Origin of the sequence: Comamonas terrae, assembly GCF_001544075.1 — a bacterium.
Classification (GTDB): Bacteria; Pseudomonadota; Gammaproteobacteria; order Burkholderiales; family Burkholderiaceae_C; genus Comamonas; species Comamonas terrae.
Map to the genome: position 1 here is coordinate 20499 of NZ_BCNT01000016.1, position 22226 is coordinate 42724.

The 22226-nt window shown below is 65.2% G+C and carries 23 protein-coding genes and 1 tRNA gene; 21 read left to right on the top strand and 3 right to left on the bottom strand.

The features are described from left to right. Nucleotides 1-43: 43 nt before the first annotated feature. From iscR to Cte04_RS17700, 12 genes are all read left to right on the top strand, one after another. The gene (gene iscR, locus Cte04_RS17645) at nucleotides 44-580 is read left to right on the top strand and encodes a Fe-S cluster assembly transcriptional regulator IscR (protein ID WP_066481443.1); all 537 of its coding nucleotides are present in this window, start codon (nucleotides 44-46) and stop codon (nucleotides 578-580) included. A 168-nt stretch (nucleotides 581-748) separates the two neighbouring features. After that, complete coding sequence (locus Cte04_RS17650; protein ID WP_066481444.1) at nucleotides 749-1969, top strand: IscS subfamily cysteine desulfurase; 1221 nt, start codon at nucleotides 749-751, stop codon at nucleotides 1967-1969. Between the two features lie 31 nt (nucleotides 1970-2000). After that, nucleotides 2001-2396 (top strand): Fe-S cluster assembly scaffold IscU, encoded by a 396-nt coding sequence (iscU, locus tag Cte04_RS17655; protein ID WP_066481445.1) that lies wholly within the window; start codon nucleotides 2001-2003, stop codon nucleotides 2394-2396. Between the two features lie 3 nt (nucleotides 2397-2399). Then, nucleotides 2400-2723 (top strand): iron-sulfur cluster assembly protein IscA, encoded by a 324-nt coding sequence (gene iscA / locus Cte04_RS17660; RefSeq protein ID WP_066481446.1) that lies wholly within the window; start codon nucleotides 2400-2402, stop codon nucleotides 2721-2723. 205 nt (nucleotides 2724-2928) lie between these two features. Next, entirely contained in the window at nucleotides 2929-3447 is a 519-nt protein-coding gene (gene hscB, locus Cte04_RS17665) for a Fe-S protein assembly co-chaperone HscB (RefSeq protein WP_066481448.1), read from the top strand. A gap of 104 nt (nucleotides 3448-3551) precedes the next feature. Next, a complete protein-coding gene (hscA, locus tag Cte04_RS17670; RefSeq protein ID WP_066481451.1) occupies nucleotides 3552-5417 on the top strand; it encodes a Fe-S protein assembly chaperone HscA in 1866 nt (621 codons plus the stop codon). Nucleotides 5418-5551: 134 nt separating this feature from the next. Continuing rightward, nucleotides 5552-5890, top strand: a complete 339-nt coding sequence (fdx, locus tag Cte04_RS17675; protein ID WP_066481454.1) for an ISC system 2Fe-2S type ferredoxin — start codon at nucleotides 5552-5554, stop codon at nucleotides 5888-5890. 164 nt (nucleotides 5891-6054) lie between these two features. After that, nucleotides 6055-6783: a DNA polymerase III subunit epsilon gene (gene dnaQ, locus Cte04_RS17680; protein WP_066481462.1), complete on the top strand. Its 729-nt coding sequence runs from the start codon at nucleotides 6055-6057 to the stop codon at nucleotides 6781-6783. 30 nt (nucleotides 6784-6813) lie between these two features. Further along, nucleotides 6814-6888, top strand: a tRNA-Val gene (locus Cte04_RS17685). A 199-nt stretch (nucleotides 6889-7087) separates the two neighbouring features. Beyond that, the gene (locus Cte04_RS17690) at nucleotides 7088-7969 is read left to right on the top strand and encodes an SDR family oxidoreductase (RefSeq protein WP_066481470.1); all 882 of its coding nucleotides are present in this window, start codon (nucleotides 7088-7090) and stop codon (nucleotides 7967-7969) included. Next, a complete protein-coding gene (locus Cte04_RS17695; RefSeq protein ID WP_066481474.1) occupies nucleotides 7966-9471 on the top strand; it encodes an AMP-binding protein in 1506 nt (501 codons plus the stop codon). Before Cte04_RS17690 ends, Cte04_RS17695 begins: the two co-directional genes overlap by 4 nt. 35 nt (nucleotides 9472-9506) lie before the next feature. Then, nucleotides 9507-10487 (top strand): Bug family tripartite tricarboxylate transporter substrate binding protein, encoded by a 981-nt coding sequence (locus tag Cte04_RS17700; RefSeq protein ID WP_066481476.1) that lies wholly within the window; start codon nucleotides 9507-9509, stop codon nucleotides 10485-10487. Between the two features lie 13 nt (nucleotides 10488-10500). Here the strand turns inward: Cte04_RS17700 and Cte04_RS17705 are convergent, their stop codons facing one another. Continuing rightward, entirely contained in the window at nucleotides 10501-11394 is an 894-nt protein-coding gene (locus Cte04_RS17705) for a LysR family transcriptional regulator (protein ID WP_066481479.1), read from the bottom strand. Nucleotides 11395-11548: 154 nt separating this feature from the next. Beyond that, entirely contained in the window at nucleotides 11549-12190 is a 642-nt protein-coding gene (locus Cte04_RS17710; RefSeq protein WP_245633427.1) for an acyloxyacyl hydrolase, read from the bottom strand. 500 nt (nucleotides 12191-12690) lie between these two features. Here Cte04_RS17710 and Cte04_RS17715 point away from each other — a divergent pair, with 500 nt between their 5' ends. The 9 genes from Cte04_RS17715 (at nucleotide 12691) to Cte04_RS17755 (ending at nucleotide 21080) form a co-directional block, all read left to right on the top strand. Continuing rightward, the gene (locus tag Cte04_RS17715; protein WP_066481488.1) at nucleotides 12691-15498 is read left to right on the top strand and encodes a xanthine dehydrogenase family protein molybdopterin-binding subunit; all 2808 of its coding nucleotides are present in this window, start codon (nucleotides 12691-12693) and stop codon (nucleotides 15496-15498) included. Beyond that, nucleotides 15498-16070 carry a (2Fe-2S)-binding protein gene (locus Cte04_RS17720; RefSeq protein ID WP_066481499.1) on the top strand — a complete coding sequence of 191 codons (573 nt, stop codon included), beginning with the start codon at nucleotides 15498-15500 and terminating at the stop codon, nucleotides 16068-16070. The genes Cte04_RS17715 and Cte04_RS17720 overlap by 1 nt, the downstream gene beginning before the upstream one ends. Then, a complete protein-coding gene (locus tag Cte04_RS17725; protein WP_066481510.1) occupies nucleotides 16063-17355 on the top strand; it encodes a cytochrome c in 1293 nt (430 codons plus the stop codon). Before Cte04_RS17720 ends, Cte04_RS17725 begins: the two co-directional genes overlap by 8 nt. A gap of 106 nt (nucleotides 17356-17461) precedes the next feature. Then, on the top strand, nucleotides 17462-17998 hold the full coding sequence (locus Cte04_RS17730; RefSeq protein ID WP_066481515.1) for a dihydrofolate reductase family protein: 537 nt from the start codon (nucleotides 17462-17464) through the stop codon (nucleotides 17996-17998). Continuing rightward, entirely contained in the window at nucleotides 17995-18552 is a 558-nt protein-coding gene (locus Cte04_RS17735) for a TetR/AcrR family transcriptional regulator (protein ID WP_066481531.1), read from the top strand. The genes Cte04_RS17730 and Cte04_RS17735 overlap by 4 nt, the downstream gene beginning before the upstream one ends. 73 nt (nucleotides 18553-18625) lie before the next feature. Beyond that, on the top strand, nucleotides 18626-19729 hold the full coding sequence (locus Cte04_RS17740; RefSeq protein WP_066481535.1) for an NAD(P)/FAD-dependent oxidoreductase: 1104 nt from the start codon (nucleotides 18626-18628) through the stop codon (nucleotides 19727-19729). Nucleotides 19730-19970: 241 nt separating this feature from the next. After that, complete coding sequence (locus tag Cte04_RS17745; RefSeq protein WP_066481538.1) at nucleotides 19971-20282, top strand: glycine zipper domain-containing protein; 312 nt, start codon at nucleotides 19971-19973, stop codon at nucleotides 20280-20282. A 40-nt stretch (nucleotides 20283-20322) separates the two neighbouring features. After that, nucleotides 20323-20718, top strand: a complete 396-nt coding sequence (locus Cte04_RS17750) for a phage holin family protein (RefSeq protein WP_066481543.1) — start codon at nucleotides 20323-20325, stop codon at nucleotides 20716-20718. 2 nt (nucleotides 20719-20720) lie between these two features. Further along, on the top strand, nucleotides 20721-21080 hold the full coding sequence (locus Cte04_RS17755) for a hypothetical protein (protein ID WP_066481548.1): 360 nt from the start codon (nucleotides 20721-20723) through the stop codon (nucleotides 21078-21080). 79 nt (nucleotides 21081-21159) lie between these two features. On the opposite strand, the gene Cte04_RS17760 is transcribed toward Cte04_RS17755, so the two are convergent. Beyond that, nucleotides 21160-22206 (bottom strand): quinone-dependent dihydroorotate dehydrogenase, encoded by a 1047-nt coding sequence (locus Cte04_RS17760; protein ID WP_066481551.1) that lies wholly within the window; start codon nucleotides 22204-22206, stop codon nucleotides 21160-21162. Nucleotides 22207-22226 lie beyond the last annotated feature (20 nt).

Below are 22226 nucleotides of genomic sequence, written 5' to 3' on the forward strand. Positions count from 1 at the left end.
AGCAAGCGTTTCTGTAACGAACAATCCTGACAAGGAGCTCGTAATGCGTCTCACAACCAAAGGCCGTTTTGCGGTCACCGCCATGATTGACTTGGCCCTGCGCCAGAACAATGGCCCTGTCACGCTGGCCGCAATCAGCCAGCGTCAGCAAATTTCGCTGTCCTATCTGGAACAGCTGTTCGGCAAGCTGCGTCGCCATGAGCTGGTGGAATCCACCCGTGGCCCCGGTGGCGGCTACACCCTGGCGCGCAAGGCGGCCGACATCACCGTGGCAGACATCATCGTCTCCGTGGACGAGCCCATCGACGCCACGCAGTGCGGCGGCAAGGAAAACTGCCTGGGCGAGGCCGGCCGCTGCATGACGCACGAGCTGTGGGCCGCGCTGAACCAGCGCATGGTCGAGTTTCTGGACTCCGTGACCCTGCAGAAGCTGGTGGACGAGCAACTGGCCAAGGGCATCCAGATCGAGGACAAGCCCGTGGTGCGTCGCGCGATTTCCACGGCGCCCGTGGTCAAGCCCATCCGCGTGAACGCACCGAACTCGGTGTTTGCGCTGGGCAACGCGTTCGCCAAGTCCTGATCCGGGGCCGGCCCGAGCCATGGGCTCGCGGCTGCCTCTGAAGGCAGCCTTTCCAACAAGTACAGGACAGCGCGATATGCATGGCTGTGCGGCATATCGTCCTGCCCGGATGGGCAACAGCCCGTCGATCCTCACGATTTGTCAGCCGAAAACTAGATTGAGCCAGTCATGGACATGACCCCGCACTTCCCCATTTATCTCGACTATGGCGCCACGACGCCCGTGGACCCTCGTGTGGTCGACGCCATGATTCCGTGGCTGCGCGAGCACTTCGGGAATGCGGCCTCGCGCAGCCATGCCTGGGGCTGGGAAGCAGAGGAGGCGATCGAGAAGGCGCGCCAGCAGGTGGCCGACCTGATCGGCGCCGATCCGCGCGAAATCGTCTGGACCAGCGGTGCCACCGAATCCGACAACCTCGCCATCAAGGGGGCAGCCCATTTCTACCAGGGCAAGGGCAAGCACCTGATCACCGTGAAGACCGAGCACAAGGCCGTGCTGGACACCATGCGCGAGCTGGAGCGCCAGGGCTTCGAGGTGACCTATCTCGACGTCAAGGAAGACGGCCTGCTGGATCTGGACATCTTCAAGGCCGCGATCCGCCCCGACACCATTCTGGTGAGCGTGATGGCCGTGAACAACGAGATCGGCGTCATCCAGGACCTCAACACCATCGGCTCCATCTGCCGCGAAAAAGGCATCATCTTCCATGTGGATGCAGCCCAGGCCACGGGCAAGATGCCGCTGGACATGCAGACCATGCCCATCGACCTGATGAGCCTGGCCTCGCACAAGACCTATGGCCCCAAGGGTATCGGTGCCCTGTATGTGCGCCGCAAGCCCCGCGTGCGCCTGGAAGCACAGATGCACGGCGGCGGCCATGAGCGCGGCATGCGTTCGGGCACGCTGCCCACGCACCAAATCGTGGGCATGGGCGAGGCCTACCGCATCGCCAAGGAAGAAATGGCCAAGGACCTGGAGCATGCAGCGCGCCTGCAAAAGCGCCTGCTCGACGGCCTCAAGGACATGGAGCAGGTCTTCGTCAACGGCGACCTGGAGCACCGCGTGCCCCACAACCTGAACATGAGCTTCAACTTCGTGGAAGGCGAGTCGCTGATCATGGGCATCAAGGGCCTGGCCGTTTCCTCGGGTTCGGCCTGCACCTCGGCCAGCCTGGAGCCCAGCTATGTGCTGCGTGCCCTGGGACGCAGCGACGAACTGGCCCACAGCAGCCTGCGCATGACCATCGGCCGCTTCACCACCGAAGAAGAAATCGACACCGCGATCGCAGCCATCCGCACCAACGTGGCGAAGCTGCGTGAACTGAGCCCCCTGTGGGAGATGTACAAAGACGGCATCGACCTCAGCACTATTCAATGGGCTGCACACTAAGTACAGATCAGAAAGTTAAGAGGTAGACACCATGGCTTACTCCGACAAAGTTGTTGACCACTATGAAAACCCCCGCAACGTGGGCTCGTTCGACAAGAACGACGAGTCCGTGGGCACGGGCATGGTGGGCGCGCCGGCCTGCGGCGACGTGATGAAGCTGCAGATCAAGGTCAACCCGGCAACCGGCGTGATCGAGGATGCGCGCTTCAAGACCTATGGCTGCGGTTCGGCCATTGCTTCTTCCTCGCTCGTGACCGAGTGGGTCAAGGGCAAGACCCTGGACGAGGCCGCAGCCCTGAAGAACAGCCAGATCGCCGAAGAGCTGGCCCTGCCGCCCGTGAAGGTGCACTGCTCCATCCTGGCCGAAGACGCCATCAAGGCTGCAGTGAACGATTACCGTGCCAAGCGCACACCTGCGGAAGCGTAAGCAATGGCCATCTCGATGACTGAGGCGGCTGCCCGTCATGTGAGCCGCTATCTGTCGCGCCGCGGCAAGGGCATAGGCGTGCGCCTGGGGGTCAAGACCACGGGCTGCTCGGGCCTTGCCTACAAGCTGGAGTATGTGGACGAGGCCCAGCCCGACGATGTGGTGTTCGAGGAGCACGGCATCAAGGTGCTGGTGGATCCCAAGAGCCTGGCCTATATCGACGGCACGGAGCTGGACTTCGTGCGCGAAGGCCTGAACGAAGGCTTCAAGTTCCACAACCCCAACGAGCGCGACCGCTGCGGCTGCGGCGAAAGCTTCAGGATTTAGTTCGCTGAGCCGCCGCAGGGCGGCTCTTGCTCGGCGTCTCTGACGTGCATCGCGCCCTCCGTGCCGATGCCTGGCAACCATCACCGCCGCAGCCCTGCTGCAGGCGGTTTTTTATCGCCGGGCCGCCCCAAGATGAAAAACACCCCCTCTCGAAGGGGCAGCGACCACGCGCAGCGGGAAGCGTGGGGAGCCACTTTTTAATGCCATGAATCTGCAATCCGACGACTTTGAATTGTTCGCGCTGCCGCGCCAGTTTGCCCAGGAGCGCAGCCAGATCGATGCCCGATGGAAAGAGCTGCAGCGGGAGGCGCATCCCGACCGCTTTGCGGCCCAGGGCGCCGCAGCGCAGCGTGTGGCCATGCAATGGTCGGTACGTATCAACGAGGCCTACCAGCGCCTCAAGGACCCGCTCAAGCGCGCGGCCTATCTGTGCGAATTGAACGGCGCACCGGTGAGGGCCGAGGACAACACGGCCATGCCCGCCAGCTTTCTGATGCAGCAGATGGAATGGCGCGAGGCGCTGGAAGAGGCGAGCACGCAAAAGGAGCTGGATGCGCTGGACGACGCCATGCTGCAGGCAAAGCAGGGCATGCTGGCCGAGTGCGGCCGCTTGCTGGACGAGGCGCACGATGCCGCCGCTGCCGTGCAGCAGGTGAGAGCCCTCATGTTTGTTGCGCGATTTGCGCAGGACATAGAGCGCCGCCGCGATCAGCTGGGACAATAAGCCTCGGCAGCGCCTCCATGCCAGTGCATCGAGGTGCCTTGATCCTGAACTGATTCTGAAAGGGCCAGCCCCGCCGGCCCGTCTCTTCCAAAAAAAGAATTTCCATGGCGCTTTTGCAGATTTCCGAGCCCGGCCAATCCCCCGATCCGCACCAGCGGCGCATTGCGGTGGGCATCGACCTGGGCACGACCCATTCCCTGGTGGCCGCCGTGCGCAACGGCGTGGCCGAATGCCTGCCCGATGACGAAGGCCGCGTGCTGCTGCCTTCCGTGGTGCGCTATCTGCCGGGCGGCCGCCGCCAGATCGGCTTCGAAGCCAGGCTCAACCAGGCCGGCGATGCGGCCAACACCATCAGCTCGGCCAAGCGCTTCATGGGCCGCAGCCTGTCCGATATCGAGGCGCCGCAAAAACTCTCCTACCAGTTTGCGGCAGACAGCCAGGCCCGCGGCGTGGTCGCCATCGAAACCGTGGACGGCGTGAAGACGCCGGTGGAAGTCAGCGCGGAAATCCTGGCCACCTTGCGCTTTCGCGCCGAGGACACTTTCGATGACGAGCTGTACGGCGCCGTCATCACCGTGCCCGCCTATTTCGACGATGCCCAGCGCCAAGCCACCAAGGACGCGGCCAAGCTGGCCGGCATCAATCTGCTGCGCCTGATCAACGAGCCCACGGCGGCGGCCATTGCCTACGGCTTGGACAATGCCTCCGAAGGCGTCTATGCCGTGTACGACCTGGGCGGCGGCACTTTCGACATCTCCGTGCTGCGCCTGTCCCAGGGCGTGTTCGAAGTCATTGCCACGGGCGGCGATTCGGCCCTGGGGGGCGACGACTACGACGATGCGCTGGGCCAGTGGGTGGCCGAGCAGCTGGGCATAGAGCCGCAGACCGCCGCGGACAAGGCGGTCTGGCGCCTTGCGGCACGCAGCTGCAAGCAGGCGCTGACCGATTCGGAAATCGTAGCATTCACCGCAGATCTATCCACGGGTTCGGTATCCTTTGATGTCAAACGTGAGGATTTCAGCGCGGCTACTGCTCACTTAACCGATAAAAGCCTGGCCGCCGTGCGCCGTGCATTGAAAGATGCCGGACTGGCCCGCGACGAGGTCAAGGGCGTGGTCATGGTGGGGGGCTCCACGCGCATGCCCCAGGTGCGCCAGGCGGTGGCCGATTTCTTCGGCCGCGAGCCGCTGACCAATCTCAACCCCGACGAGGTGGTGGCGCTGGGCGCCGCCATCCAGGCCAACCAGCTGGCCGGCAACAATGCGGCCGGCGATTTGCTGCTGCTGGACGTGATTCCGCTGTCGCTGGGCGTGGAGACCATGGGCGGCCTGGCGGAGCGCATCATCTCTCGCAACGAGACCATCCCCACGGCACGGGCGCAGGATTTCACCACCTACAAGGACGGCCAGACGGCGCTGGCCATCCACGTGGTGCAGGGCGAGCGCGACCTGGTGCAGGACTGCCGCAGTCTGGCGCGCTTCGAGCTGCGCGGCATTCCGCCCATGGCGGCCGGTGCCGCGCGCATCCGCGTGACCTTCACCGTCGATGCCGACGGCCTGCTGTCGGTCAGCGCCAAGGAACAGACCAGCGGCGTGGAAGCGCACATCAACGTCAAGCCATCCTACGGCCTGTCGGACGACGAGATCGCCCGCATGCTGCAGGACGGCTTTGCCACGGCCCAGGAAGACATGCGCGCCCGTGCCCTGGTCGAGGCGCGCGTGGAGGCCGACCGCATGCTGCTGGCCACCCGGAGCGCGCTGGAAGCCGACGGCGACGTGCTGAGTGCCGAACAGCGCCAGGCCATCGACGACTTGATGGACGCCTTGCGCGCCATCCAGACGAGCGACGATGCCACCGCCATCGACAATGCCACGCAGGCCCTGGCCAAGGGAACGGAGGCCTTTGCGGCGGAACGCATGAACCGCGGCATCCAGCGGGCCCTGGCCGGCAAGAACGTGCAGTCCATATGACCGCGAAGCTGCGCGTCCTGCCCCGCGCGGGACGGCGGCCCTTGCCGGCCACTGCGCACATTGCGCAGTGCCGGTTTCGGAGTGCGAACGGTGCCCTCAGCCCTGGTTAACTGATACAAATCGAGTAGCAAGCAATGCCCATCATCAAAATTCTTCCCCACGCTGAATACTGTCCCAATGGTGCCGAGATCGAAGCCCCAGCCGGCACCTCGGTCTGCGAAGCCCTGCTGGACAATGGCATCAACATCGAGCACGCCTGCGACATGAGCTGTGCCTGCACGACCTGCCATGTGATCGTCAAGGAAGGCTTCAACTCGCTCAACGAAGCCGAGGAGGAAGAAGAGGATCTGCTCGACCGTGCCTGGGGCCTGCAGCCCCAGTCGCGCCTGTCATGCCAGGCCATTCTTGCGCGGGAAAATCTGACGGTGGAGATCCCCAAGTACTCCATCAATCACGCGAAAGAGAATCATTGACACCCCCTGAGCGGCTGCGCCGCTTCCCCCTCTCTCGATGCGTTGCATCGGGAGGGGGACACTGCCATCGCTGCGGGGCGGCCCTTGCTTGGCAGTTCTGAGACGGGCCAGTGCCAGTTTTGGGCAAATTTGGCTTAGCGCCGTAGGTAATGGAGAAAAATTGAATGTCGCGCCAAATCGTTCTGGATACGGAAACCACGGGCCTGTCGGCGGCCGACGGCGATCGCCTGATCGAGCTGGGCTGTGTGGAACTGGTCAACCGCAAGCTCACCGGCAACAATCTGCACCTGTACTTCAACGCAGGCCGCGACAGCCATCCTGACGCCTTGCGGGTGCACGGCATCACCACCGAGTTCCTGAAGGACAAGCCGCGCTTCGAGGAGAAGATCGACGAGATCTGGGCCTATCTGCAAGGTGCGGAACTCATCATCCACAATGCGCCGTTCGACCTGGGCTTTCTGAACAACGAGCTCAAGCTGGCCCGGCGCCCGCCGCTCAAGGAATGCGTGTCCGGCGTGATCGACACCCTGGTCATGGCCAAGGAGCTGTATCCGGGCAAGCGCAATTCGCTCGATTCGCTGTGCGACCGCCTGGGGGTGGACAATTCCGGCCGTACCCTGCACGGCGCCTTGCTGGATGCCGAGCTGCTGGCCGATGTCTACATCAACCTCACGCGCGGCCAGGATGCCTTGCTCATGGTCGATGAGCCGGCCGAAAGCGATGCGGGCGGGCCTGTCGTGCCGGTGGTGGACTTGAGTAGCTTCAAACTGCAGATCGTGCGCGCCAATGCGCAGGAGCTGGAAGCCCATGAAGATGTGCTCGTGCAAATGGACAAATCCAGCGGCGGCAAAACCGCATGGCGCAAGTTCGAAGGCGAAGCTGCCAATCTGTGACATAATCGCGGTCTTGTCGCCAAGACATGCGGGTGATTAGCTCAGCGGTAGAGCACTGCCTTCACACGGCAGGGGTCACATGTTCGATCCATGTATCACCCACCAGATACCAAGCCCTCTTGAATCCTTGATTCAAGAGGGCTTTTGTTTTGCCCGTGCCAAGCAGATTCCATGTCTGTAAGCACGAGACAGCGACCCTGGCTAGTGCTTTGTAGCCATGGAGGAAACAAGCTGCGTCCAAGACGTGGCTTTCTGAGAAACAGTTCGGTCTTTACAGTGTGCCTGTACCAACAAGGAGACAGGCATGTTCCAACCGGACTTGTATGCCGGCCAGCGCATTCTCATCACGGGCGGAGGCACCGGCCTCGGGCTGGCCATGGCGCGAAAGCTGGCCTCGCTGGGCGCGGAAATCCATCTGTGCGGCCGCCGGCTCGACGTGGTCGAAGCCGCGGCCGCGCAGCTGAAGGCCGATTTCGGCGCGGCCGCGTTCGCGCATGCGCTGGACATCCGCTCGCCCGAGGCCGTGCAGCAAACCATTGAAGATCTCTGGCAGAACCACGGCCCGCTGACGGCCCTGGTCAACAATGCGGCGGGCAACTTCGTCAGCCGCACCGAGGACCTCAGCGTCAACGGCTTCCATGCCATCTCCGACATCGTGTTCCGCGGCACGTTCTATGTCACGCAGGCCGTGGGCAGGCAGTGGATCGCGCAGCGGCTGCCGGGCGCGGTGCTGTCCATCGTGGTGACCTGGGTGGACACGGGCGCGCCCTTCGTCGTGCCCTCGGCCATGTCCAAGGCCGGGCTGGACGCGATGACCAAGTCCCTGGCCGTGGAATGGGGCCCCAAGGGCATCCGCTGCAATGCGATTGCGCCGGGCGTCATTCCCACCCAGGGCGCGAGCAGCCGGCTGCGGCCCGGCATCCAGGGCAACGAGGATTCGGCCGCGCGGCGCCAGGCCGACAACCCCATGCGGCGCCTGGGCACGGGCGAGGATATCGGCAACCTGGCCGCCTTCATCCTGGCGCCGGGCAACGGCTGGCTGAACGGGCAGACCATCACGCTTGATGGCGGCGATGCGCTGGCCAACGGCGCTTACTTCACCGAATACCAGCGCTGGGGCGACGAGGACTGGGCCCGGGCCAAGCAGCAGGCCATCAGCGCCAACCAGCCGGGGAGGGCGGCATGATGCAGGCGCCGCAACCCCTTTCCGCCCTGCTATTCCAGGGCACCGAGACCAACGCGCGGCAGCAGCACAGCCGCGGCAGCCGCCTGGCCCAGGGCCTGCGCGCCATGGGCCTGCAGGCCGGCGATGTGGTGGCCGTGCACCTGCGCAACGGCCTCGAATATGCCGACGTGGTGCATGCCTGCCGCATAGGCGGCATGAGCTACTGTCCCTTGAACTGGCACTTCACCGCGCCCGAGATCAATTTCATCCTCCGCGACAGCGGCGCCAAGGCGCTGATCACCAGCCAGTCCCTGCTGGACGGACTGCAGCAGCCGCTGGACGCAACCATTCCGCGTCTGGTCGTCGGTGCCGGCAGCGAGGAGCTGGATTACGAGCGCTGGCTGGCACGGCAGCAGCCCTATGACGGCCCGTTCGTGTCGCCGCGCGGGCACATGGCCTATACCTCGGGCACCACGGGGCGGCCCAAGGGAGTGGTGCGCTTCGCGGTGCCGGTCGAGGAGCTGCCGGCCCGCCAGGCCCTGAACCGCCAGCTGGTGGAAACCGCCTACGGCCTGCGCGAAGGCGCGCGCACGCTGCTGGCCGCGCCCATCTACCACAGCGCGCCCAGCCTGTATTTCCAGAACGCGCTGATGCTGTCTGAGCTGGTGGTGCTGGAGCAGCGCTTCGACCCGGAAGCCTTTCTGCGGCTGGTGCAGGAACACCGCATAGACACGGCCTATATGGTGCCGATCATGTACGTGCGCCTGCTGCGTCTGCCCCGCGAGGTGCGCGAGCGGTACGACCTGTCGTCGCTGCGCTTCATCGCCTCCACGGGCTCGCCCTGCGCGCCCGACATCAAGAAGGCCATGATCGAATGGCTAGGGCCGGTCATCAACGAGACCTATGCCTCCAGCGAAGCCGGCCTGGTCACCTTCATCGATGCGCACGATGCCCTGGCGCATCCCGGCAGCGCGGGCCGGCCGCTGCTCGACGCCCAGGTGCGCATCCTCGACAGGGAGGGGGCGCCGCTGCCGGCCGGCGAAGTCGGGCTGATCTATGTGCGCCAGCCGGCTTATGCCGACTTCAGCTACCAGGGCAACGAGGAGGCGCGGCGCAAGATAGACCGGGACGGCCTGGTGACGCTGGGCGACATGGGCTACCTCGACGACGAGGGCTTCCTCTATGTCTGCGACCGGGACTCCGACCTGGTCATTTCGGGCGGGGTCAACATCTACCCGGCCGAGATCGAGAACGAGCTGCTCAAGCATCCCTCGGTCTCGGACTGCGCGGTGCTGGGGGTTCCCGACGCGGAGTACGGAGAAAGCCTGCTCGCCCTGGTCGAATCGCCCGATGCCGGCCCCGCGCTGGCCGGCGAGCTCAAGGCCTGGCTCCGGCAGCGGCTTGCCGCCTACAAGGTGCCCAGGAGCATGGAGTTCCGCACCCTGCCGCGCGACGACAACGGCAAGATCGCCAAGCGCAGGCTGCGCGACCAGTTCTGGGGCGCGCAGCAGCGCAAGGTGTAGCCAGCCCGACAAGAAACCCAAGGAGACAACACCTCATGAAGAAAACCCTGTTCTGCCTGGCCCTGGCCGGCCTGGTATCCCTGGCGAATGCCCAGACCCCCGCCCAGGCCGACTATCCCAGCAAGCCGCTGAAGCTGGTGGCCCCGTATGCGCCGGGCGGCTCGGCCGACCTGCTGGCGCGCACGCTGGCCACCCACCTGTCGGCGGAGATCAAGCAGCCGGTGGTGGTCGAGAACAAGCCGGGCGCCAATACCATGATCGCGGCTTCGGCCGTGGCCCGCGCACCGGCGGACGGCTACACGCTGCTGCTGGCCAGCAATGCCAGCATGGTGCTGAATCCGCTGCTGTACAAAAAGCTCAGCTACGAGCCGGCCAAGGACCTGACGCTGACCAACATCCTGGCCGAGGCGCCGCTGGTGCTGGTCACCAACAGCCAGACCGGCATCAGGAATGTGGCCGAGCTCAAGGCCTATGCCCAGGCCCATGCCGGACGTCTCAACTACAGCTCCATAGGCCTGGGCAATCCGCTGCAACTGACCACGGAGCTCATCAAGAGCCGTCTGGGCGTGGAGGCCACGCACATCCCCTTCAACGGCAGCGCGCCGGCGCTGACGGCCTTGATGTCCAACGACACCCAGCTCATGGTCGATGTGGTGGGCACCTCGCTGCCGCAGATCAAGGCGGGCAAGCTCGTGCCCATCGCCACGACCGCTCCGGTGCGCTCGAGCTTCCTGCCCGATACGCCGACCATCGCCGAATCGGGGTTCCCGGGCTTCAAGGCAGCCACCTGGTTCGGCGTGGCGGTTCCCTCGGGCACACCCGCTGTGGCCAGCGCCCGGCTCAAGGCAGCCGTCGATGCGGTCGTTCAGAAGCCCGAGTTCATCGCGGCGCTCAACGCCCAGTACCTGGCGGGCAGGAAGCCCCAGACCCAGCAGGAGCTGGACGCCTTCCTGAAGGAAGACAGCGCCATGTGGCGCAAGGTGATTGCCGACAACCGGATCGCGCTGGAGCAGTGAGCCGGCGGCCGGCTCACTCCACGAACCTGCGCAGCCGCGCCTGCAGGAACTCCGTCATGACCTTGACCGCATGCGGCGGGCGGCGATTGGCCAGCGTGATGATGTAGAGCCTGTCGCCCAGCCCGGACACGCGCCAGTCCGGGCACACTCGCTGCACCGTGCCCGCGCGCAGCTCGTCGATGACCATGTAGCGGGGCAGTGCGGCCACGCCGCAGCCCGCCATCATCGAATGCTTGAGGAAGGGGAAATGCTCGCTGGTGACATAGGGCTCGCAGTGGAGCTGGATGTCCTGCGAATGGTTGCTGACGGTGATGGTGTAGGTCTTGCCATCGCCCGGTGGCGTCAGCAGCACGCCATGGGGAATGTCGGCGGGCTGCCTGAACCGATGCGCACGCGCGAAATCGCGGCTCGCATACAGCGCGGTCTCGACCGCTCCCAGATCCCGGGCCACCAGCTGCTCGTTCACCGCACTCGCCACCCGCACCGCGATGTCGATCTCGGCGCCCATCAGGTCGCTCACCCGGTTGGAGAAGAGCACGCGGATGCGCACCTGCGGATGGAGCTTGCGGAACTCGAGCAGCATCTCGGCCAGGTACAGCTCGCCCAGTCCGGTGGGGATGCTCAGCCGCACGGTTCCCGTCACCTCGTGCTGCAGTGCGTCGATCGAGCCCCGGGCGGCCTCGACCTGCTCGATGATGTTGCGGCCATGCTGGTACAGGACCTCGCCGGCCTCGGTCAGCGCAATGCTGCGGGTCGAGCGGTGCAGCAGCCGGGTGCCGAGCGAGGCCTCGAGCGCCTTCAGTTCCTTGCTGACCTTGGAGCGGGTCACATCACGGCGCCGCGCCGCCTCGCTGAGGCTGCAGGCATCCACCACCTCGACGAAATTTCTGATGAGATTGATATCCATGTTCAGAGAGGCGTGCCTGTGTTCGGGAACTGAAACATCCGTTCATTCTCGCTCGGACTGCCCCGGCAGTGGTCAGGTGGGCCGGCCTGCCGGAATTCCCGCCCCAGCCATTGCAGATGCGAAAAAGGCCATGCAATGAAACGGACGCCTGGTATCAGAAACGGTAGGCGTAACGCAGGCGTACAAAGTTTTCGCCGGGGTTGGGCTCCTTGATGCCGGCATTGGAAAAATGCTGCAGCCGCAGCGACAGCTCGTGCTCCCGCTGTGCGCCGAAGCTGTAGCCCAGGCCCAGCACCTCGGTGAACTGGAAGGCGGTGCTGAAATCGTGCGTGCTGGTGTGGTACACGCGATGCATCATCGTGCCGCCAAGGCCGGCTTCGGCGAACCAGGGGGAACTGCTTGCGCCGAAGCGGTAGCGGAAAGTCGCGATGCCTCCGATCTGCGCATAGTTGCGGCGTCCACCGGTTTGCAGGGGGGCATTCCAATCGCTGGCATACAGATCCCAGTGGAAGGACCAGGGGCCATTGCGCAATGCTTCGACGGGCGCCCAGGGAACCAGAACGCCTAGCGCCAAGGAATAGGTGTCGCCCTGGCCATGCGGAGCAATGCCGCCCTCTGCATAGAGTCCCAGGGAACGATCGGAGTCTGCATGTGCTGCAGTTGCGGCCAGCAGCAGAGCGGCGGCAGCAAGGCGACGAAGGTGCGGGGATGTGGTGGCGACCATGAGATTTTCTTTGTTTGTATTGACGGGATTGGAGCTGCTCGCTTGTTCAGGCAAACCATGGCGGTTTTCCATGAACCATGTGAAGCCGCTGCGTCCGGATTCTTTCGGACGATGGCAGGACCGTGGGAATGTAGATGCCGGGCCGCTGCATGAATAGGGGCGCGCGCTGAAATACAGCGTTCCAAACTCGGCAACAGTGGTGCTCCGCCATGCTTTGCCCAGGGCGGTTCCTTGGGGCTGAAGTGGCGGCTCGATGTGTGGATGCCTCAATGCGCCGGGAAAATCATTGATGCAGGACAAGTTTCCGAGTATTTAACTTGTATTTATGCAGCGCTCACCCGAGATCCGAGCACTGTTTCTATACTCCGCGCCTCTTAGTCTTTTAAAAGACCAAAGCGTGGCGGACGGTTGAGGTTGTGGAAATGCGGGCACATGCCTACAGTGACAGCAGCCGTTATCACCTGCTTTTTGACTCTCGGGGCCTGAAGGCTCGGGAATACACAGTCATCTAGCGATGTGCCCACGCCAGTCCTTGCTGTTGCATGTGCGCATTGCAGCAAGGAGTTGGAACCGTGTCCAAACTGGACTTGAATCGGCGCAGTTTTCTGAAAGCTGCCGCCGCCATGGGCGTGATTGCAAGCGTGCGCCCGGTCAAAGACGCGCTCGCGGAATTGATCACGCCCGCCGGGGGCCAGGAAACCCACTGGATCAGCGGCAACACGCTCAATTACCGCCGCGACGGTCTGGCCAAGGTCACCGGGCAGAAGGTCTTTGCCATCGACCTGCGCGCCCGGGACATGCAGGGCTGGCCCGACAAGCAGTCGCATGCGCTGACCATCCACATCCCGCGCGCCGACCGCATCTACGAAGGCCTGGACCTGTCGGTGCTGGGCAGCGACTACCAGCCCGATGTGCTGATCGACGCAGAGTCCATCGCCGCCGACGGACTGCGCATGCCCGATCCCGGCTTTTACGGCGAGTTCTTCGTCAAGAAGGGCCAGCTTTCCCCCATGCTGGGCCACCCGGTGGCCGTGGCCATTTGGCACGACTACGAGAAGTTCCGCGTGGCCAACCAGCGCCTGCGCTTCAACGATGCCATCTTCCGCTTCGGCGCCGAGGCCGCCCAGCCGCCGCGCGCGCCCTACGTGGCCGCGCGCTATGTGCGCGTGCAGGGCGAGGACGCCTATGGCGAGGACAAGTTCTCGCCGATGAAGAACACCGTCATCTGGCCGCAGCTCGACGAAAAGGGCGTGCACTGGCCCGACCAGAACCACCCGGCTTTCGGCGCGCTGATGCGCGAGTCGGCCCGCATCCAGGCCGAGATGAAGCAGCCCAGGGAAGGCCTGCGCACCTTCGCCCGCAAGTACTACAGCCAGTCCATCGAGCACGTGGCCATGGAGATGGAGAACGGCTTGGCTTGGTACGAGCAGGGCAGCGGCACGCTGCACATGGTGGCGGCGAGTCAGGCGCCCTACGGCACGGCCGAGCATGTGATGCACATGCTCAAGGACAGCAGGCTGCCCTTGAACCAGCTGGACTACATCAGCGCCTACACCGTGGGCTACGGCCAGAAGGAGCACCATCCCTTCCCGTTCTACGTGGCGCTGGCGTCGCTGTATGCCCAGGGCCGCCCGGTGCGGCTGGCGCTGGACCGCTGGAAGCATTTCCAGTTCGCGCTCAAGCGCCATCCCTTCGACGTGGAGACCGCGATCTCGGTGGACCAGGACGGCAAGTTCCACGCGCTGACCTGCCACATGGTGGGCGACGGCGGCGGCGTGGCCAACTTCAGCCCCTCGGTGGGCACGGTGGCGGTGACGGCGGCGCAGTCCATCTACTACTTCCCCGAGAGCGACCTGTCGACCGAGGTGCATCCCTCCATCGGCGTGACGGCCGGCTCCATGCGCGGCTACGGCACGGTGCAGTCCATGGCCTACACCGAGATGCTGGTCGACGAGATCGCCCAGGAGATCGGCCTGGACGCCATCGAACTGCGCCAGCGCAACGTGCTCAAGAGCAGCATGAAGAACACCCAGGGCGCGTCGCCCTCGGGCCACCTGCGCATCGGCGAGATCCTCGAGATGGCCGCCAAGGACCCGATGTGGACCGAGCGCGCCAAGCGCAAGGCCGACTTCGAGGCGGCCAACCCCGGCCTGCTCTACGGCATAGGCTTCGGCGCGGTGCAGAAGGACTTCGGCACGGGCGCGGAAGCCTCGATCGCACAGCTCGAGATCACGCCCGAGGGCCGCATCAGGATGCGCCACATCGCCACCGAGATCGGCACCGGCAGCACCACGGCGCAGCTGGTGGCGGTCGAGCCCTTCCTGGGCCGCCCGGCGGACGACGTGGACTTTGCGGTGAATCAGTGGGACAACCTGCCGCTGCACACCAAGGACGAGCCCTACACCACGCCCCAGGCCAAGGAAGACGAGCTGGCCAGGGACCCGACCTGGACGCCGCGCCTGGTCTCGCCGGTGTCGGCCTCGAACTCGGCCTACTACTTCCGCCACGCCACGCAGCAGGCCGCGCAGCTGCTGCTCAAGCTCTGCCTGTGGCCCGCGGCCCAGTCCATCTGGTCCAGCAAGGAAGGCGGCGGCCAGCTGCTGCCCAGCACCGTCACCGAAGACATGCTGGAGTGGCGCGACCGCATGCTCGTGGCCGAAGGCCTGGAGCCGCTCAGCCTGGAGCGCCTGGCCGCCCGCGCGCACGAGCTGGGCATCGTGACCGGCGTGTGCGTGCATGCCTTCAACCGCTGGGCCTGGGCCAAGGCCGACTTCACGGTCGATGGCCGCAAGTTCCAGGCCATGGTCGACGCGCTGTCCGTACAGTACGGCAAGGGTGCGAGCGATGCCAAGAAGGCCTCCATGAAGCATGGCGGCTACGCCTTCATCGCGCGCGACAAGGTCTACTACCCTCCGGTGCAGCGCACCAACGCGGGCACGGTGTACTACGCGCCTTGCGCGACCATGGTGGAGCTGTCCGTGGCTCCGGGTACGGGCAAAGTGAACATCCTCTCGCACAAGACCTGGCTGGAATGCGGCACGCAGATCGTGCCCGAGCTGGTCTCGGGCCAGATCCAGGGCGGCGTGGCCATGGGCATAGGCCACGCGCTGTACGAAGACTTGCCGCGCCACGAGACCGGCCCCGGCAACGGCCAGTGGAGCTTGAACCGCTACCACGTGCCGCGTGCCAGCGAAGTGGCCGTGTGGAAGGCCGAGGGCGTGGTGCTGCCGCCGCTGTCGCGCACCGACCCGCCCAAGGGCATGGCCGAGGTGGTGATGATTCCGGTGGTCGCCGCCTGCGTCAACGCCATCGCCCACGCCACCGGCAAGCGCTTCCATGCCACCCCCGTGACCCCCGACAAGATCAAAGAGGCCCTGTGATGTCCTCCGACCGCATCCAATTCTCTGCCACCATCAACCGCAAAAAAGTAGGCCCCGTCGACGTTCCCAAGGACTTGATGATGATCGAGTTCCTGCAGGAATACGCGGGCATGAACGGCACCCGCCTGGGCTGCGGCCAGGGCGTGTGCCGCGCCTGCACCATCATCGTGGACGACCCGGAGAAGGGCTCCATCACCGTGCCCGCCTGCGTGACCGGCGTGACCTGGCTCAATGGCAAGACCATCCGCACCGTCGAGGGCATCGCCTCGGTGGACGACAAGGGCGTGGTCCATCCGTCGCCGGTGCAGAAGGCCTTCCTGGAGCACTACTCCTTCCAGTGCGGCTACTGCACGCCGGGCTTCGTGAACTCGGCCACCGTGCTGGTGGAAAAGCTCGAGAAGCATCCCGTGCCCGCCGACGACGTGGAAAAGGCCATCGAGCAGCAGCTCGAGCCCCACATCTGCCGCTGCACCGGCTACGTGCGCTATTACAACGCCGTGCGCGACGTGATCCTGAAGACGCCGGGCCTGACCACGGGCAAGCGCACCAAGGAGGTGGTGAACAATGGCTAAACGCAGCTGGATCAAGGGCCTGGGCCTGGCCGTGGTGGCCGGCGTGCTGGTGGCAGGCGGCATGTACTGGTGGGGCAGCTCCAGCAGCGTGCCGCCGGCGACGGTGGACTTTGCCAAGCTGGATGCCAAGGAGTTCGATGCGCTGTACAAGCGCGGCGAGCAGGTGTTCCGCGCCGGCGACTGCGCGGCCTGCCATAGCTCGCCGACCACAGGCGCGGAGCTCGCGGGCGGCGTGCCCATGGTCACGCCCATGGGCACGCTCTACGGCACCAACATCTCGCCGTCCAAGGAGCACGGCATCGGCAACTGGACGGCCGACGACCTGTACCGCGCGGTGGCAGCCGGCATCGCCCCCGGCCGCAAGAATCTGTATCCGGCCATGCCGTATGCCAGCTACCACCAGGTCACGCGCGCCGACGTCGATGCGCTGTGGGTGTGGCTGATGAAGCAGCCCGCGGTCGAAGTGGCCAACAAGCCCAGCGAGATGCATTTCCCGTTCAGCATCCGTCCGGCCGTGGCCATGTGGAATGCGCTCAACCGCCCCGCAGCCAGGGAATTCGACATGTCCGTGGATGAACTGGTGCGCGGCAAATATCTGGTGGATGTGCTGGGCCATTGTGCCGAGTGCCACAGCCCGCGCACGGCCACGTTTGCCATGGACGCCTCGCGCTACCTGGAAGGCAATACCATCGAAGGCTCGTACGCTCCGGCCATCACGCCAGATGCCCTGAGCCAGCGCGGCTGGACCAAGGACGATCTGGTCAGGTTCTTCCGCACCGGCGTGTCGCCGCAGGGCGTGATGACCTTCCGCATGGCTTCGGTGCTGGACCATTCGACCTCGCGCATGGCCGAGGCGGACGTGCGCGCCATGGCCGCCTACCTGACGCAGAACCGCGAGATGCCCGGCCCCAACGCGCAGCTTGCCGCCGTGCCCGAAGGCCAGGTCAACGTCAAGGGCGAGCACCTGTACCTGGGCTTGTGTGCGGGCTGCCACGGCGCGCAGGGCGCGGGCCAGCCGCACTCGTCCGTGCCCATGAGCACCAACACCACGGCCATGTTCCCCACGCCGATCAACCTGATCCGGGTGATCCGCGAGGGCGTGCATGAGCGCGACCTGGCCCACGGCGAGCGCATGCAGGCCATGCCCGGCTTTGCTGACAGGCTGAGCGACGAGGAGATGGCCGACCTGGTCAACTACATGCGCCAGACCTGGGGCGGCCGCCCCGGCGACGTGACGGCAGCGCAGGTGGCCGAGCATGTGAAGACCATCGACAGCAGCCACTGAGCGGCTTTCTCGCCCAGGCTCAAAAGGCCACGGACGCCCGGCGTCCGTGGCCTTTTTCATGGGTCTCTTCTTTAAAATATACAATGTATAAATAAAGGAGTATTCCATGGTCACTGCCCATGTTTTCATCGCCACCAGCCTCGACGGCTTCATCGCCCGCCCCGACGGCGACATCGCCTGGCTGCTGCGGCGCGACGATCCCGCCGAGGACCACGGCTACCACGACTTCATCGCCGACAAGGATCTGATCGTGATGGGCCGCGGCACCTACGAGGCCGTGGCCGGCTTTGACCCCTGGCCCTACGACCGCCCGGTCGTCGTGCTGTCGCGCCAGCTGGCCGGCACGGTCGTGCCCGAGGCGCTGCGCGGCAAGGTGCGGTTCGCCGCGCAAACGCCCCGGCAGCTGCTGGAGGAGCTGGCGCAGCAGAACGTGCGCCGCATCTACGTGGACGGCGGGCAGCTGATCCAGTCCTTCCTGCGCGAGGGCCTGGTCAGCGACATGGTCATCACCACGGTGCCTGTGCTGCTGGGCGCGGGCCGCCCGCTGTTCGGCGCCGTGCCGCACGACATCGACTGGACGCTGGTGGCCAGCCGAAGCTTTGCCTCGGGCCTGGTGCAGTCCACCTATCGGCGGGCACCATGAGCCGCCCGCGTGGCCGCCCGGCCCAGGGAGCGGGCGTGAACCGGGAGAGCATTCTGGCCGCGGCGCTGGAGCTGCTGGAAGAGGGCGGCGGCAAGGGACTGAGCATGCGCGCCCTGGCTGCGCGGCTGGGCGTCACGCCCATGAGTCTTTATCACCATGTGCAGGACCATGCCGCACTGTTGCGGGCACTCTCGGACCGCATCTATGGCGAAGTGATGGACGGACAGGAAGAGGGCGTAGCCCCGCTGGAGGTCATCCGAGGGCTGCTGTGCCGCTATCACGATGCGGTGGGCAGGCACCCCCAGCTGACGCTGGCCATCTTTTCCGAACCCGCTGCTTTTGCCGGGGTCAGCCGGCAGATCACCGATCACCTGACGGCGCAGTTGGCCGCTATCACGTCCGAGCCCGTGCTGTGGCGCGACATACTGATCGATCATGCGCATGGCAGCGGCTTGGCGCTGGCGTCGGCACGGGGCAGGCCTGGAGAAGCCCCAATGCTGAGCGAACGGTACCGGCAGGCGCTGGACCGGTTGCTGGCGAGGCTTGCCCCATGACTAGCCGCTTCTGGTCCGCACCCCGCCTGTGGCATATTTCTCGCGAAGTGAAATTGCATGAATGGCTGTAGATATGGTGGATCGTGTCGATTGTGTGGTGGTGGGTGCGGGCGTGGTCGGCCTCGCGGTGGCCCGGGCTCTGGCATTGGCGGGCCGGGAAATCATGGTTCTGGAAGCCGAAGATGCCATCGGCACCGGAACCAGTTCGCGCAACAGCGAGGTCATCCATGCCGGAATCTACTATCCCCAGGATTCGCTCAAGGCCATGCTGTGCGTGCGCGGCAAGGAGCTGCTCTACCGATATTGCGAGACACGCGGAGTGGAGCATCGGCGCTGCGGCAAGCTGATCGTGGCGACCAGCGCAGAGCAGGTGCAGCAATTGCATGGCATCCAGGCCAAGGCTGCGGCCAATGGCGTGGCCGACCTGCAATGGCTGCAAGCCGCAGAGGCCAAGGCGCTGGAGCCGGCGTTGCATTGCAAGGCCGCCCTGCTGTCGCCCAGCACCGGGATCGTGGACAGCCATGGGCTGATGCTGAGCCTGCAGGGCGATCTCGAGAACGCGGGCGGCATGGTGGTGCTGCATGCGGCGCTGCAGGCAGCCCGGATACTGAGCGACGGCATTCTGTTGACCATGGTCGACGGTATGCAGCTGCATGCGGCCACGGTGGTCAATGCGGCGGGATTGAATGCTCCGGCCCTGGCGCGCCGTTTTGAGGGCTTCGCGCAGCAGCATGTGCCCGAGGCTTTTTTTGCCAAGGGCAACTATTTCACATTGACGGGCAGGGCGCCGTTTCGCCATCTGGTCTATCCGGTTCCGGAAGCGGCGGGACTGGGCGTGCACCTGACGCTGGATCTGGGCGGCCAGGCCAAGTTCGGCCCGGACGTGCAATGGGTGGACAGCGCCCGGGACCTGCAGGTGGATGGCCGGCGCGCGGATACCTTCTATGCCGAAATACGCCGCTACTGGCCTGCACTGAAGGACGGATCGCTGGTCAGCGGCTATGCAGGCATCCGCCCGAAGATCAGCGGACCTGGTGCGCCTGCTGCGGATTTCTGGATCCAGGGCCCTGGCCAGCACGGCGTGCCGGGCGTGGTGCAGCTGTTCGGCATAGAGTCGCCGGGACTGACCAGCAGCCTGGCCATCGGCGAATACGTGGCGGCAATGCTGGCCCGCTGATCCGGTTTCTGCAGCGGCCTGGTCGTCTGCCCCGGCAAGGCAAGCAGGATAGTACCGAAGATGTCCGACATGGCGGTCAGTCCTCGAAAGCTTGGAGTGCGCTACGAATTCTGTAAGATCGATACAAGCTGTGCCTTGCGATGCGCGCCTGTCGGCAGACTTGGCGGGCGGCAAGTGCCGATGGCTTAGTCTGCGGGTTTGGCAGGCCCGCATCCCATAATTTCTTCAAGAAAGGTCGCATATGTCCCGCTCTGTTTCCGACACTGTTTCCACAGCCCAAGAAGATCTGGAAAAGCTGGTCAACGATCTGCGCGGCCTGCTTGCCGCCAAGGAACTGGACAAGGTACCGGATATCCATCTGCTGCGTCAGCGCATCGACGACGGCATGAGCAATGTGCGCGAGTCGGCCGTGCGTGCAGCCCAGGAGGCCGCGCGCCAGGCGCGGGATGCGGTCGATGCCGCCGACCGCTATGCGCGCGATGAACCCTGGCGCGTCGCCGGCGCCGCCCTGGCCGTGGGAGCCCTGCTGGGCTTCATGCTGGGCCGCCGTTGATCGCGCAGCCGGCTTCAGACACCAAAGCGGATACAGACCAGTGAATTGGGTTTCACTTCTGGGACTGGATGCCTGGGCGGCCCGTTGCCGTGCCGCCCTGATCGAGACTGCGCTGGCTGCCGAAGACCGGGCCGACCTGGCACGTCTCGAGTGGCAGCAGCACAGGCGCAGCCTGCAGACGCTGCTGATTGTGGGCCTGGTGCTTGGCGGATTGACGGTGGTCGTGCTGCTGGCATTGACCATGGCCGTGATGGTGCAGTTCTGGGATACGGAGCATCGCATCACGGCCGGCTGGCTGCTGGCCCTTGGATGGCTGGTGGTCTGGGCCTTGGCCTTGTGGCGCTTGATTGCCGCTGCGCGCCAGCTGTCGCAGCCGTTCGAGCTTACCCGCCATGAGCTGATGACGGACTGGAGAGCATTGAAGGAGAAGCTGTAGCCATGGCCGATTCCAAATCGACTTCCTCCGCAGGCATTCCTGTAGGCGTTGACTTGGCGCTCTGGGAGCGCGCGACGCCGGCACAGCAGGAAGTGCTGCGGCGCATTGCGGTGCAGCGTGAACGGCTGAGGGCGCGGGCCGCCGCGCATGCGCAGGCCCGTGCACTGGCAAGCACGCAGGAAACGCGGGTACGCCCGGATGCCCCGCTGGTGGAGCGTATTGTCAGCTTCACGCGGCTGCATCCCATCGCCGTTGCTGCCGCAGGCGCTGCGGCGGTGGTGGTCGGGCCGCGCAAGCTCTTTCGGCTCGGCAGCGTCTTGCTGCCCTGGATTCTCAAGCTGCAGCAGAAGAGCCGCTCCTGAGGCGCGGCATTCCAAAAAACAGCCTGTTTCCACAGGCTGTTTTTTTATGGCGAGCCGAGGCGGAAGACGGCTTTGGCCATCAACGCATCTGGGCGATGGCACGCGCGGCTTCGGGCACCAGATCGGGGCCGCGATAGATCAGGCCGCTGTAGATCTGTACCACATCGGCGCCTGCGCGGATCTTGCTGACCGCATCGGCGCCGCTGAGGATGCCGCCCACGCCGATGATGGGAAAGTGGCTGCCCAGGGCCGAGCGCAGCTGGCGTATCACCTGGTTGCTGGCCTCGAGCACGGGCGCGCCTGACAGGCCGCCGGTTTCCTGGGCATGCGGCAGGCCCTGCACGGCCTGGCGGCTGATGGTGGTGTTGGTGGCGATCACGCCATCCATGCCGTGGCGCTGCAGGGTGGCGGCGATCACGCCAATCTGCTCCTCCACCAGATCGGGAGCGATTTTCACGAATACGGGAACGCGCTTCGCATGCTGCGCGGCCAGTTGCTCGCGGCGCCCGGCGATGGCGCCCAGCAGGCTGTCCAGCGCCTCGTCGCTTTGCAGGGCGCGCAGGTTCTTGGTGTTGGGGGAGCTGATGTTGACCGTCACATAGTCGGCATGCGGGTACACGCCGTCGAGCGCCTTGAGGTAGTCGCCGGTGGCTTCCTCGATGGGCGTGGTGGCGTTCTTGCCGATATTGAGGCCCAGCAGCATGGGCTTGCCGCTGGCACGGACCCGGGAGCGGCGCACATTGGCCAGAAAGGCATCCAGGCCCTCGTTGTTGAAGCCCAGGCGGTTGATCAGCGCCTTTTTCTCGGGGATGCGGAACATGCGCGGCTTGGGGTTGCCGGGCTGGGGGCGCGGCGTGACGGTGCCGACCTCCACGAAGCCGAAGCCCATGGCAGCCAGCGCATCGATGCAGCGTGCGTTCTTGTCCAGGCCTGCGGCCATGCCCACGCGGTTCGGGAATCGGAGGCCGGCCAGCTCGATGGGATCGTCGACCATGGGGCGCGACCAGGCGCATTGCAGCGGCGTGTTCTGGCCCCTGGCCATGAGATTCATGGTGAAGTCGTGGGCGGCTTCGGGATCCATGCCGAACAGGATAGGGCGTGTCAGGGAGTAAGGAATAAAGGACATAGGGATAATCGCGGGATTAC